Genomic DNA, 12,639 nt, shown 5'->3' on the forward strand with positions numbered 1-12,639 from the left:
ATAAATTCTCTCTAGCATTTTCTGGCTCTCGGGGTTTAGGTCTCTAATCAATCTCATTGTATTTTCCTGCTGCTTCGTTTTTTTATGTATTATACTTCTTAATTTTTTATTTGGGTAATTAATTTTGCATGACTACTTACAACACATCGATTAAAAAAAATCTACGGGCAGTAAAATAAACTTTTGTAACAGAGGATGTTAAGCACTGTTGCAAGATCGGGCAGAATCGGAGGATATCGTTCCTTTCGGCTAAACCCCTGTGGTACACTGCAAAGCGTACTCGCTCGTAAGTATGTAGGAGAAAACCTGAGTGTTAAGAGTCGCTGTTGTGGGTTCAGGGCCGGCCGGTTCTTCGGCGGCAGAAACATTAGCTAAAGCAGGCATTGAAACCTATTTATTTGAACGCAAATTAGATAATGCTAAACCCTGTGGTGGAGCGATTCCTCTCTGTATGGTGAGCGAATTTGACCTACCTCCTGAAATTATTGATCGCCGGGTGAGAAAAATGAAAATGATCTCCCCCTCGAACGTCGAAGTCGATATTAATCTCGATAATCAAGACGAATATATCGGAATGTGTCGTCGGGAAGTCCTCGACGGTTTTATGAGAGAACGCGCCCATAAATTAGGAGCGCATTTAATCAACGGAACCGTTTACGGTCTCGACATTCCCACCAATAGCACCGATCCCTATACCCTACACTACGCCGATCACTCCCACGGCAATTCCCAAGGGGAAATGAAATCTCTGAAGGTGGATATGGTTATCGGCGCCGACGGTGCTAATTCTCGCATTGCCAAAGCTATTGATGCCGGGGATTACAACTATGCGATCGCTTTCCAAGAACGCATCCGTCTTCCCCAAGATAAAATGGCCTACTACGAAGACCTGGCGGAAATGTATGTAGGAAAAGACGTATCCCCCGACTTCTACGCTTGGGTATTCCCCAAATACGATCACGTCGCCGTCGGTACTGGCACAATGAAGGTCAATAAAGCCATGATTAAAGACCTACAAGCTGGTATTCGCGCTCGCGCGGCCCGTCGTCTGGAAGGAGGCGAAATCATCCGGGTGGAGGCTCACCCCATCCCCGAACATCCCCGTCCTCGTCGTGTAGTTGGTCGCGTGGCACTGGTGGGAGATGCTGCGGGAACAGTTACTAAGTCTTCGGGAGAAGGCATCTATTTCGCCGCTAAATCGGCGCGGATGTGTGCGGAAACCATTGTCGAAGTCACTAACGGCGGCCAACGTATTCCCACAGAGGACGAGTTAAAACTCTACCTCAAGCGTTGGGATAAGAAATACGGTATGACCTATCTGGTATTAGATATCCTGCAACGGGTTTTCTACCGTACCGATGCCACCCGGGAAGCTTTTGTGGAAATGTGTTCCGATAAGGATGTACAGAAGATGACTTTTGACAGTTATCTCTATAAAACCGTTGTTCCCGCTAATCCTCTCGTACAGATGAAGATTACTGCTAAAACCATCGGTTCTCTCCTGCGCGGTAACGCTTTGGCCCCTTAAAATCCATTGATAACCAGAAAACCCAATCTCCGGCGGTGGTTGGGTTTTCTTTTGGGTTGTTTCATCTCCTGTCTTGCTTAACAATTGAGATAGCAAATTCTCCTCAAATATGCCTGAATCGTGGGTAAGCAGCCCATATAAAGTTCATTTTGTCAAGGATTGTTAAGATGCGCTTACCCCTCGATGGGAGTCATGGTTTTCCTATTCCTAGGTCTTTCTTAATTGTAGGGGGAACTTGAGAATCAGAAATTAGAAACCCGTGATAAAGTGGATAGCCATAAGAATCATAACTGTTATTGGGATGAAATACATAAAACTTGTTTTTTTCTTTTTGATATCCATAGCGTTTTTTTTTATAATCTATGGAATGATTTAAGACTTCTTGAGCTTCTTCGATTGTTAAATCCATTGGAGTTCCTTTAACACTAGGTGCGGTTCCTTTCAATGATGAATCATGTTTAGGAGTTCCAGTGTAACGAGGACATAATTTTCTAGATTGAGTAATCTCGGTTAAATTTCTGATGGTAACATTTTCAGAGGATTGGTTTTCTTCTCGAAATGTTACCTCAACGGTTTCATCAACAAAATCGTCCGATTTTTGTAAACTGAGTAAACTACCTTTAAGTTTCACCGCTCCAGTTAAAGAACTCGATGTAATATTTTTGTTGTTAAAATAGCATTCGCAAGATTCAAGCAATCCTTGGTTATCGATAAATGGTCCCTTGGTTAAAATTAGTATCAAAAATTTAGCCAGCACTTGCTCTTGTGGATGAGGAGACTTTATTTTTTGGCAAATCCATTGATGAATAGTAAGATTAGATAATATTTTTTGTTGAGATAAACTACTATGAGTCTGGATAGGATAATTGTTCTGTATAGGTTTTACTTCTTGGATGATATCATATAAGTTTTTGAGCAGTTCGTAAGCCTCATTGTCGTTTTTAGCTTGCCCAGTAAAAGAAAGTTCATTAATCAAAAACTTCATTTTAAAGCAACTCCATTAAATCTTTTTCCACTTGATCAAAAAATCCATCAGGCCACTGATCAATTCCTCCGTCTTGATAAAGAATGGGTGAAATAACTTCTGATACAGCTTGTCCTTGTTTCAAATATCTTTGAAAATAATGAATTCGTACATCTTGAGCATCAATTTTCTTATTTTTTACCGCTCTACGAATACCATTTAAGACATGATCACTATGAGTTTCTACTATAATTTGTACCCCACAGCTTGCCGCTAATGCTAACAGTTCTCCTATCTTAGATTGTCCTTTTGGATGAAGATGTGCTTCAGGATTTTCTAATAAAATTAACGTATCTGTAACAGATGATAATAAAGCCACAACAATAGGTAGTATATATGTAATACCAAACCCAGTATTTGTAGGACGATAAGGATTACTCAGTCCGTAAGAGTATTGTAAACTGACTAAATCCATTTCTGGATGAGATGAGATTATGATTCTAGTTCCAGGGCTAATTTCTCCAATCCAAGCTTCCACTTGATTTTTAAAACTTGTAGAAATTGCTTGAGGATGTTCTAATTTTGAATCTCTAATTTTCTCTTCTTCGTAGATAGAAAGAAAATGTGCTGTAAATTCTCCCTTACTTCCAAGCTGTTTATGCTGTTTGACTTGAAATTCTGAAATTTCAAAATGTGGACTTGGAGACATTCTTTCTGCTCGTAGATAGTAAAATTTATCAGTAAAAAGATTGGATCGGTAAATTTCTTGAGGAATAGTATCTTGGGACAGGGGAGATAGTTGAAGAACATCAGAATTAGGATCATATTCAAAAACCCATGAACTTTTACCATGATCTGCGCTGGTAATTTCAAAAGTAATTGAATCTTCTTTTGCACCTTCAAAGAGAGCGTCTTTAGCTGTTCCAATACGAACTAAATCACCATTTAATGCTAATCCTTCCTTTGGTAATAAATCCTGCTTATAGGACTGGCGAAGTAATAATAAGGATTGTAGCAAAGTGGATTTGCCACTACTATTTAATCCTGAGAGCAAAGTTAGCGGTTTTAAGTCAAAAGATTGATTTTCAAAAATCTTAAAATTTTTTAACACTAATGATTCTAACATGATAACACCTCTTTTATTATTTCTTTAATTGTATCAAATCTATAGGGAACTTTAGTGGCTGCTTGAGAAACAGATTCGAGAAAATTACTATCATCTTCCATTTTTTTAATAAAAACTTCCTTGACGTTCTCCTTTCTCTCAATTAATGTTTCAAGTTCTTGTTCACTTAAATCACTCAGGGTAACTGACCAACTTTCAAAAAGAGCTTTATTGATAGGATATTTTCTTTTTCCATCTTCTGTGATTTTACGGATTTTACGGAAAGCATCTTCTCCAAAAATATTATTTGCCGCTTTCATGGCAAAAATAAACTTATTTTTGATTTCTTGTACTCGATTTTCATCTATTTTGTTTAGCCTTTTCATTGCTTGATCTAAAAAATCATCCCGACCTTTATCAGACGAATAGGAATTGTAGCTTATTAAAGTAAAAGCAATAAATCCTAAGATAAATTCATGATCGACCATGCGATTCTTTCTTTTTTGACTAAAACTTGTCAATTTTTGGAATTCTGGAATGTTTGCTAATTCCTTGAGAATTTTTATGGCTTTACCTGGATTTATCGCTTGACGAAATTCTTGTAAATTGAGAGGTAATCCTCCAGTATTAATTCTTCTAAAAATGTTATACTTAACTTTAGGTGGTGTACCAGGTTCAATTAAATACACAATAAACTCTGCTTCATTTATTCTGCGTTTATAGTTACGAGATAAATCTGAATACTTGTTCTTTTCTAAGTTCTTTAAAAATTCTAGGTCTTTTAAGACAAGCTTATCATCAAGAATAAAGCTTTTGAATGTACTCAGTCTTTGCAATCCATCTATAATTAGCCATTCGTCTTCCTTGGTTGCATCCATATAAAATGCTGGCAGAGGAATTCGTATTAACAGAGATTCGATTAATCTGCTTTTAGCCTTATCAGTCCAGATGTTAGCGTTACGTTGAAAATCAGGATTTAAGTTAATTTCTTCATATTCAATTCTTTTGATCAGAAGATCCATGGTTATTTGTTTGGTCGTAATTCTGATTTGGGTTGGATCGAAGAAGTCTGAACTTTCTTCTTCTTCTTCTCCTTCTTCTTCTTCTCCTTCTTCTCCTTCTTCTTCTTCTCCTTCTTCTTCTTTATTTTCGTCTTGCAATTCAGTTTCTTGGGATGTTAATTGTTCGTATGTGATATCATTTGTACTGTTTTTCATATTATAGTCCCATGAAATTGTTGGCTCTCTTATTCCTTGTGTGATAAGTTAAACTTATATAGTAGCGATCAATCTTTGTGTCCTTTGTGTCTCTGTGGTTCGTTCCACTCATTGCCCCCAGACTGTATTTTAGAATACATTTTACCCACTAAACCTGGGAGAGCCAATTGTTTTTAGAATATAGCGTACCTAAATAAAATGTCAACCCCTTCAATCCTGTTCTGACCTAGCTTGCCGATCACTCCCAAGGCAATTCTCAAAAGGACGTACAGAAGATGACTTTTGACAGTTATCTCTATAAAACCGTTGTTCCCGCTAATCCTCTCGTACAGATGAAGATTACCGCTAAAACTATCGGTTCTCTCCTGCGCGGTAACGCTTTGGCCCCTTAAAATCCATTGATAACCAGAAAACCCAATCTCCCCATGGCGGTGGTTGGGTTTTCTTTTGGGTTGTTTCTTCCTGTCTTCTCTAATTCAAATAAAAATGCCGAAAAAATATTTGATAAGCTGTTCATAATTTAAATGCGCGGGCAGCTGACAGTACAGTTTAGGCCCTTTTGTTAAAGGGGAAGTCAAGATATATGGTGTAAATGCGCTACTATTTAATGGCAAAGCCGTCCTCAAGAGACGGGGTTTCGGACTCAATTTTTCGATGACCAGAGTAAATGCGAAGTTAATTATTCATGGGGGAGCGAGTTCCCTAGAGGATAAAGGTGGTTTAGAATCAGTGCGCGATTCTCTCCGGGGGATTGTTAAGAATATTTACAACCTCCTTGACAATGGTGCTAGTGCTGTAGAAGCGGTGACAAAAGGATGTATGTTACTGGAGGATGAACCGCGATTTAATGCTGGAACCGGTTCGGTGGTGCAATCGGACGGTCAGGTGCGAATGAGTGCAGCCTTGATGGATGGTCGTCACCAGCGTTTAAGCGGTGTCATTAACGTCTCGCGGGTACAGAATCCCATTAGCCTGGCTCAATTTCTCCAAAGTCAAGAGGATCGCATTCTCTCGGAAATTGGGGCTGCAGATCTGGCCCGAGAATTACAAATTCCCCTCTATGATCCCCTAACCGATTATCGGATTCAAGAATGGATGGAAGAAAGAAAGACGAACTTTAATCGCAAAATGGCCCGTTTATTCGCCGATTCGTCAGCACAACGGGGAACTATCGGGGTGGTGGCCCTTGATCAGCAAGGAGACATCGCCGCCGGAACTTCTACCGGGGGGAAGGGATTAGAAAGAATCGGTCGCGTTAGTGACAGTGCCATGCCGGCTGGCAATTATGCCAATCCATGGGCCGGAGTAAGCTGTACGGGGGTCGGGGAAGATATTATCGATGAGTGTTTAGCCGCTAAGGTGGTCATTCGCGTCACCGATGGTTTTTCCCTCGCCGCTGCCGTGGAGAAATCGATGCACGAATCCCAAACTAATGGTCGGGATCTGGGCATGATTTCCCTTGATCGTCAGGGTAATATTGTTTGGGGGAAAACGGCGGAAATTCTCTTGGCTGCCTATCACGACGGTCAGGCGATCGGTGATACCCTAGAATGGCACGGTGAAAACGCGGGTTTAATCGGTCATGTCGCCGTCGGATAGTGGAACAAACTGCGATCGAGCCTAGTCCTTTTGGTTAATCTGTGCAAGATACTTCTTTGCGAAAAATCTCCGTGTGGCAATATATTATCCCTATTTTTGACCCCGATGTGAAAAACTGGTCAGCCGAAGCGCGATTATTGCGCTGGATGACTTTTTTGTGGCTGTTAGTCGGGTTAGTCGTGCTTTTTTCTGCTTCCTACGCTCTGGCTGACAGTCGCTTTGATAACGGACTATACTATTTTATCCGCCAATTAATCTGGCTTTGGGTTGGCTTAATTGGCTTTAATTTCCTGGTGCGATTGCCGATCGAGAAACTCCTCAAAATCGCCCCCTGGATGATTTTATTAGTTTTAGGATTAATTTTGATCACTCTCATCCCCGGTTTGGGAGCTAATATCAATGGTGCCACCCGTTGGATTAAAATCGGGCCGATTCTCTTGCAACCGTCGGAATTTATGAAACCGTTTCTCGTCCTGCAAGGAGCGGCGGTTTTCGGTGGATGGCCGCGTTTAAATGTCAATCAACGGTTAACTTGGATCACTATTTTTGGACTCATTCTAGCCGGCATCCTCTTACAACCTAACTTGAGTACCACTGCTCTGTGTGGTATAACTCTCTGGCTGATCGCTCTTGCCTCCGGTCTGCCTTTATCCTACATGACCAGCACCGCTTTACTGGGTTTAACTATGGCCGTGGTCAGTGTTACTTTCCGCGAATACCAGAGAAAACGGATTTTATCTTTCCTAGACCCCTGGCAGGATCCCCGGGGTGATGGTTATCAATTAGTGCAGAGTTTACTGGCGATCGGTTCTGGCGGAACCACTGGCAGCGGTTACGGTTTATCCCAACAAAAATTATTTTATCTACCCTTCCCAGATACGGATTTTATTTTCGCTGTCTTTGGCGAGGAATTTGGTTTTATTGGCGGTATTTTACTGTTAATCATGCTATTTCTCTACGCTACTCTCGCCCTGATCGTGGCGGTTAAATGTCGTCATCGCATCAAAAAATTAGTGGCGATCGGGGCGATGGTAATTTTAATCGGTCAATCTCTGTTAAATATCGGTGTGGCTACTGGTTCTTTACCCACTACGGGCCTACCTTTCCCTCTCTTTAGCTATGGCGGCAGTTCCAGTTTAGCCAGTCTCTTTTTAGCCGCCCTCTTAATCCGGGTGGCCAGGGAAGAAAATGACCCCGATCCAGTTCCCACCAATAAAAAAAGTCCTCAGAAAACTGTCTCGGTTTTCAGTCATCAGTGATGGATTGGGAATTATGAAGTGGGGTGTGGGAAGAATAAATAAAAATAATCTCCTATCTCCTGACTTCTGACTCCTAACCCGATATTGGTCAAAGATAAGTAAAAATTATTGATTGATGCCAAAAACTTGAGAATATTTAAATTAACATTCCGCAATATTTACAAATTCTTAAAAATTAATTGAGAAAGATTTTTATTTAACAACGATGTTATCATGGTTACAGCGATTTTACTGAATTTCATAGTGGGCAGTTCTGTGCTTTTTTGGACAGCAACGCTTGAAACCCTTGCCACAGCTAGAAGGTAATCCTAATCAAGACGGGTAAATTAGTCAATTTCACCCACAACGATGATCTTTTTTTTGTGTAGTTTTGTTGCAAAAAAAAAGTTTTTTTGACAAAAAGCACAAAGTATGCTGCTGTCAACGGACTTCGTGGGTGTTGAGGGGAGAGAGGGGAGAAGGAGAGCAGAGAGAATAAATAAAAACAATCTCCTGATTACTGATCACTGATTACTGATTACTGATCACTGATTAGGTGTCACCTGATCGATAACCTTGAGAGTGCCGTCATCATTAACAGTCCAGACATCGTAACTACCGACCACATCGCCATTTTCATCGATATCCACATTGCCACTGGCCCCCTGATAGTTAATATCTTCGCCTTTGCGAATCATTTCCATAGCTTGACAAGCATCGGTTACTTCCGTCCCAGGTCCGTTAGCCACCTCACGAATCTTGCTTTGAATCCCTTCCCCGGTGTTAGATTTAGCCGCCTCGGCTGCTAACATCAATAAAATCGCCGCGTCCCAAGTATGGGGAACAAAAGCGGTGACATCCTTGCCAGTTTTTTCCTTCCAGAGAGTAGTAAAAGCGCTTAAAGCTTGACCGTCGGCCCCGGGGACAGTGCCTAGGGCCCCAGCAATAATTGACTTACCATCAGTTCCTTTCCCCACCTGTTTGGTGAAATCTTCCGAATAAACCCCATCGGTGAGGAGGACAGTAACTCCTTTGGTCAATCCCTGTTTATAGGCCGCTTGTAGCAATAAACTGCCCGTTTCAGCGTAAAGGACTGCCGCTACAGCATCCGGTTGGTTAGCGAAGGCAGCCGCCGCTTCACTATCGAGAGTGGCAGCTTTCGGGTCATAACGGACGGGATTTTGCTTATTAGTGATCGTGCCGCCTAATTTATCGAAAGCGCTCACGAATTCCCGTTCAAATCCGACTCCATAATCGTTATTGATCACGACGGTGGCCACATTTTGAAAACCCTTTTTCTTAGCTAGGACTGCTAAAGCTTGAGCTTGGTAGGTATCCGGGGGAGCCGTCCGCGCCCAAAAACCTTTAAAATCGCCTTTTTTCGCCCTGTCAGTAAATACAGGACTGGTGCTACCCGGAGAGACTAACATAACTTTATTTCTCACCGCCACATCGACGGCTGCTCCCGAGACGCTACTGGCAAAGGAACCGATCACACCAGCTACTTTATCCACCTCCGCTAGTTTCGTCATTGCTGAAGCACCGGCGGCGGGATCGGTTTGGTCATCTTCTTTCACCAGGGTGACGGGTTTGCCATTGACTCCACCACAGGCATTGATAGTCTCCACCGCTAGGGTGGCTGCTTCGGGCATATTTTGACCAATAGCGGCTAAATCTCCGGTAATGGGCAGTAAGGCCCCTAATTTTAGTCCCTCATCACTGGGGGCAGTGGTGGTGGGACTAGAGGCAGTGTTATCGGGGGTTTGGGCATTATTACAAGCGGTTAAAAAATTAGCTAAGAGGCTGATGCTCAGGGTTAAGGCTAGGGGCGATCGAATATATCTCTGCATGGCAGTAAAATCAAGGATGAGTTAAGGTTGCAAGGCTGAAAAACCCGGACTGGGAAAATTCTAATCGATGTTAGCATTCTCTCCAAATCAAACAGGTTTTCATCTTAATTTAGATATTGATGGAAAAAATGGCTAATTTGTTCGATCTATGCCGTCCGGTGTGGGGTGTGGGAAGTTTTTTCAGTGTTGCCAAAGGCACGGCGTAGCCGTCCAGTGATCAGTAAACAGTAAACAGTGAACAGTGAACTGAAAACGGTTCTTTTTGTTTGTGTTAGGCAATGGAGGGGGTTATAAGGGATGAAACCCTTATATAGAAAGACATTGATGGGATCTTGGTCAATTATTTTCCCTCTCTAACGAACTAATCAATTAAGTCTCTTGCCAGATAAGAATTTAGTCGATTTATGCCACCCGATCGAAGCAGACCAAGTAACGAAGAATCCTGAAAACTCGCATCTGATAACTGGTAACTGATAACTGATAACTGAAAACCCTACTTAGGAAGCTTTGGCTAAAACGGTCTTCTGGTTTAAAAACTGAATTGCCGTTTGGTATTGACTATCTTTTTCGGTGCCGATTTCCTCATAGGTGATCGGTTCCTGTGCTACCACTTGATCCGGCATAATGCCTAACTTATGAATATCATGGTGGGCAGGAGTTTCATATTTAGCCACAGTAATCGCTAATCCTGCCCCATCGGGTAACTCGAATAGGGACTGAATTAATCCCTTACCGAAAGTCTTTTCTCCCACTAAAACCCCTCGTTGATTATCCTGTAATGCTCCGGCTAAAATCTCGCTGGCGCTGGCGGTTCCCTGATTGACTAAAACGACTAAAGGCGCCTCGGTTAAAGCATTGCCAGAAGCGGCAAAACTATCGGCAATTCCCTCGCGATTAACCGTATAAACGATCGTTCCCTGATTAATCCACATCCGAGCGATTTCTATGCCCGCTTGCAGTAAACCACCGGGGTTATTTCTTAGATCCAAAATATAACCCTTGGCTCCTTGTTTTTGTAAATTCGTCACTGCTTCCGAGACTTCTTTGGCAGCGTTAGCACTAAATTGATTTAAGCGCACATAACCGATGGGCAAGGAACTAGAATTTTTATCTAAAACCGCTACCACTGGACTTAAAGAAATGCGTTGACGGGTTAAAGATAGGGTTTTTGGTTGACTTTTTTGATCGGGAAGAATGACTAAGGAAACTTCTGTTCCGGCGGTCCCGCGCATTTTAGCCGCCGCCGCATCGAGGGTTAAAGTAGTGGTATCGATGCCATCAATAAACAAAATGCGATCGTGGCTAGTCAAACCAGCGGCCTCAGCAGGAGAACCGGCAAGGGGGGCAACTACTTCTAAGTAACCATTGTCAGGATTGATATTAATTTGCAGTCCTACCCCCGATAATTCCCCCGTGGTGCTAATTTGTAGGTTATGGTATTGATCCGGTCGCAAGAGACGGGTAAAAGGTTCATCGAGAGTGGCTAACATCTGTTCGATCGCATTATAGGCCGCCGTCCGATCGTTGAGGGGTTTTTTGATGAATTGTTCCCGCACCTGCCACCAGTTTTGATGATTAAAGGTGTCATCATAATAGGATTGGTTGACTAATCGCCAAGATTGCAGTATTAATTTTTGTTCTTCGCTAAAGGCGGCTGCTGTGGGTGTCCATGCCATCCAAGTCAGACAAAACCAAAATCCCACCAATAATCCCGCCCACAACGATTTTTTTCTCATCTTGCTTCTCTTATAAATCCAGTGCTGATCTGCTGATTATTTTCAGTATAGTCTTTTCTCTGAAATCGATTCGGCTCTCCCGGGTTTGGTGGATAAAATGTATTCTAAGATACAGTCCTGTGGCCGAGCGCGTAGAGCGAACCACAGAGACACAAAGGACACAAAGATCGATCGTTCCTGATAAAAAAGAGGGTAGTTATGGTTAACTACCCCAAAAAATTCTACTAGATCGGTGCCATTAAGCGATCGCTTAATTGTTCAGCCACTAGACAGCCACAACTTTTTTGCTGACTTGGGTTAATTGCCCTTTAGCATATTTGGCTGCGTAGTCATCGAGGGACATTTGTTTGATTTTGCTGGCGTTACCGGCGGTACCAAATTGTTGATAGCGATCAGCACAAACTTTCTGCATATAGGTGATCGAGGGTTTCAGGAAGAAACGGGGATCAAACTCTTTCGGGTTGCTGAATAGTGCTTCACGAACTGCGGCGGTAATTGCTAAACGGCAGTCGGTGTCGATATTGATTTTACGCACACCACTCTTGATGCCTTTTTGGATTTCTTCCACGGGAACACCGTAGGTTTCAGGGATAGCGCCACCGAATTGGTTGATTAATTCGAGGAGATCTTCGGGAACCGAGGAAGAACCGTGCATAACCAAGTGAGTATTGGGTAAGCGGTTATGAATTTCTTCAATACGGCTAATAGCGAGAATTTCGCCGGTGGGTTTGCGGGTAAATTTGTAAGCGCCGTGGCTAGTACCAATGGCTACTGCTAAAGCATCTACTTGGGTTCTTTCGACGAAATCCACCGCTTCATCGGGATCGGTTAACAGCATCGAGTGATCTAATTCTCCCTCAAAACCGTGACCGTCTTCTGCTTCTCCTTTACCGGTTTCTAAGGAACCTAAACAACCGAGTTCCCCTTCCACACTAGCACCGATCGAGTGAGCAACTTTTACTACTTCAGCAGTAACGTTAACGTTGTACTCGTAGGTGGCGGGAGTTTTAGCATCCGCTTCTAAGGAACCATCCATCATGACGCTGGTGAAACCGTTACGGATCGCCGAGTAGCAGGTGGCGGGTTCATTACCGTGATCTTGGTGCATCACGATGGGGATATGAGGATAGGTTTCCACCGCGGCGGTGATCAAGTGACGCAGGAAGTTTTCCCCTGCATATTTGCGCGCACCGCGAGAAGCTTGCAGGATAACGGGGCTATCGGTGGCTGCCGCCGCTTGCATGATCGCTTGGATCTGCTCCATATTATTTACGTTAAAAGCGGGGATGCCATATCCGTTCTCAGCCGCGTGATCCAACAATAACCGCATGGGGACGAGTGCCATATCCTTTACTCCTTAATCTATTTCTTGTTTTTTGTCTCTTTAAATTCAAGAAAGTTA

At 42.7% G+C, this 12,639-nt stretch carries 9 protein-coding genes and 1 pseudogene; 4 read left to right on the plus strand and 6 right to left on the minus strand.

Translation table 11 applies throughout. From position 1 onward, the window contains the following. Positions 1-310: 310 nt before the first annotated feature. Positions 311-1,528 (plus strand): geranylgeranyl reductase, encoded by a 1,218-nt coding sequence (gene chlP, locus O9323_RS15720; RefSeq protein ID WP_002751549.1) that lies wholly within the window; start codon positions 311-313, stop codon positions 1,526-1,528. 190 nt (positions 1,529-1,718) lie between these two features. Here chlP and O9323_RS15725 read toward each other — a convergent pair whose 3' ends face one another. Genes O9323_RS15725 through O9323_RS15735 form a run of 3 tightly spaced genes read right to left on the minus strand, consistent with a single transcriptional unit; the run spans position 1,719 to position 4,814 of the window. Further along, on the minus strand, positions 1,719-2,513 hold the full coding sequence (locus O9323_RS15725) for a hypothetical protein (protein WP_002751552.1): 795 nt from the start codon (positions 2,511-2,513) through the stop codon (positions 1,719-1,721). Position 2,514: 1 nt separating this feature from the next. Beyond that, entirely contained in the window at positions 2,515-3,618 is a 1,104-nt protein-coding gene (locus O9323_RS15730; RefSeq protein ID WP_149107475.1) for an AAA family ATPase, read from the minus strand. After that, positions 3,612-4,814 carry a DUF262 domain-containing protein gene (locus O9323_RS15735; RefSeq protein WP_149107476.1) on the minus strand — a complete coding sequence of 401 codons (1,203 nt, stop codon included), beginning with the start codon at positions 4,812-4,814 and terminating at the stop codon, positions 3,612-3,614. Before O9323_RS15735 ends, O9323_RS15730 begins: the two co-directional genes overlap by 7 nt. 254 nt (positions 4,815-5,068) lie before the next feature. Here O9323_RS15735 and O9323_RS15740 point away from each other — a divergent pair. From O9323_RS15740 to O9323_RS15750, 3 genes and pseudogenes are all read left to right on the plus strand, one after another. Continuing rightward, a pseudogene (locus O9323_RS15740) lies at positions 5,069-5,206 on the plus strand (geranylgeranyl reductase); the annotation flags it as partial. 262 nt (positions 5,207-5,468) lie between these two features. Further along, entirely contained in the window at positions 5,469-6,413 is a 945-nt protein-coding gene (locus O9323_RS15745; protein ID WP_002751560.1) for an isoaspartyl peptidase/L-asparaginase, read from the plus strand. Between the two features lie 71 nt (positions 6,414-6,484). Then, a complete protein-coding gene (locus tag O9323_RS15750) occupies positions 6,485-7,672 on the plus strand; it encodes an FtsW/RodA/SpoVE family cell cycle protein (RefSeq protein ID WP_043997149.1) in 1,188 nt (395 codons plus the stop codon). 524 nt (positions 7,673-8,196) lie between these two features. On the opposite strand, the gene O9323_RS15755 is transcribed toward O9323_RS15750, so the two are convergent. The 3 genes from O9323_RS15755 to fba form a co-directional block, all read right to left on the minus strand. Further along, entirely contained in the window at positions 8,197-9,501 is a 1,305-nt protein-coding gene (locus O9323_RS15755; RefSeq protein WP_288125400.1) for an ABC transporter substrate-binding protein, read from the minus strand. Between the two features lie 497 nt (positions 9,502-9,998). Then, positions 9,999-11,237, minus strand: a complete 1,239-nt coding sequence (gene ctpA, locus O9323_RS15760) for a carboxyl-terminal processing protease CtpA (RefSeq protein ID WP_149107478.1) — start codon at positions 11,235-11,237, stop codon at positions 9,999-10,001. Between the two features lie 265 nt (positions 11,238-11,502). Continuing rightward, positions 11,503-12,582 (minus strand): class II fructose-bisphosphate aldolase, encoded by a 1,080-nt coding sequence (gene fba, locus O9323_RS15765; RefSeq protein ID WP_002744497.1) that lies wholly within the window; start codon positions 12,580-12,582, stop codon positions 11,503-11,505. Positions 12,583-12,639 lie beyond the last annotated feature (57 nt).

It is taken from the genome of Microcystis sp. LE19-131.1A, assembly GCF_027532015.1.
GTDB classification, from domain to species: Bacteria; Cyanobacteriota; Cyanobacteriia; order Cyanobacteriales; family Microcystaceae; genus Microcystis; species Microcystis ichthyoblabe_A.

What these genes read in the sequence shown, in the direction of transcription:
- O9323_RS15725 (WP_002751552.1), bottom strand. Translation starts at nt 2,513, where the DNA reads ATGAAGTTTTTGATTAATGAACTTTCTTTTACTGGGCAAGCTAAAAAC.
- O9323_RS15730 (WP_149107475.1), bottom strand. Translation starts at nt 3,618, where the DNA reads ATGTTAGAATCATTAGTGTTAAAAAATTTTAAGATTTTTGAAAATCAA.
- O9323_RS15735 (WP_149107476.1), bottom strand. Translation starts at nt 4,814, where the DNA reads ATGAAAAACAGTACAAATGATATCACATACGAACAATTAACATCCCAA.
- O9323_RS15745 (WP_002751560.1), top strand. Translation starts at nt 5,469, where the DNA reads ATGACCAGAGTAAATGCGAAGTTAATTATTCATGGGGGAGCGAGTTCC.
- O9323_RS15755 (WP_288125400.1), bottom strand. Translation starts at nt 9,501, where the DNA reads ATGCAGAGATATATTCGATCGCCCCTAGCCTTAACCCTGAGCATCAGC.
- ctpA (WP_149107478.1), bottom strand. Translation starts at nt 11,237, where the DNA reads ATGAGAAAAAAATCGTTGTGGGCGGGATTATTGGTGGGATTTTGGTTT.
- fba (WP_002744497.1), bottom strand. Translation starts at nt 12,582, where the DNA reads ATGGCACTCGTCCCCATGCGGTTATTGTTGGATCACGCGGCTGAGAAC.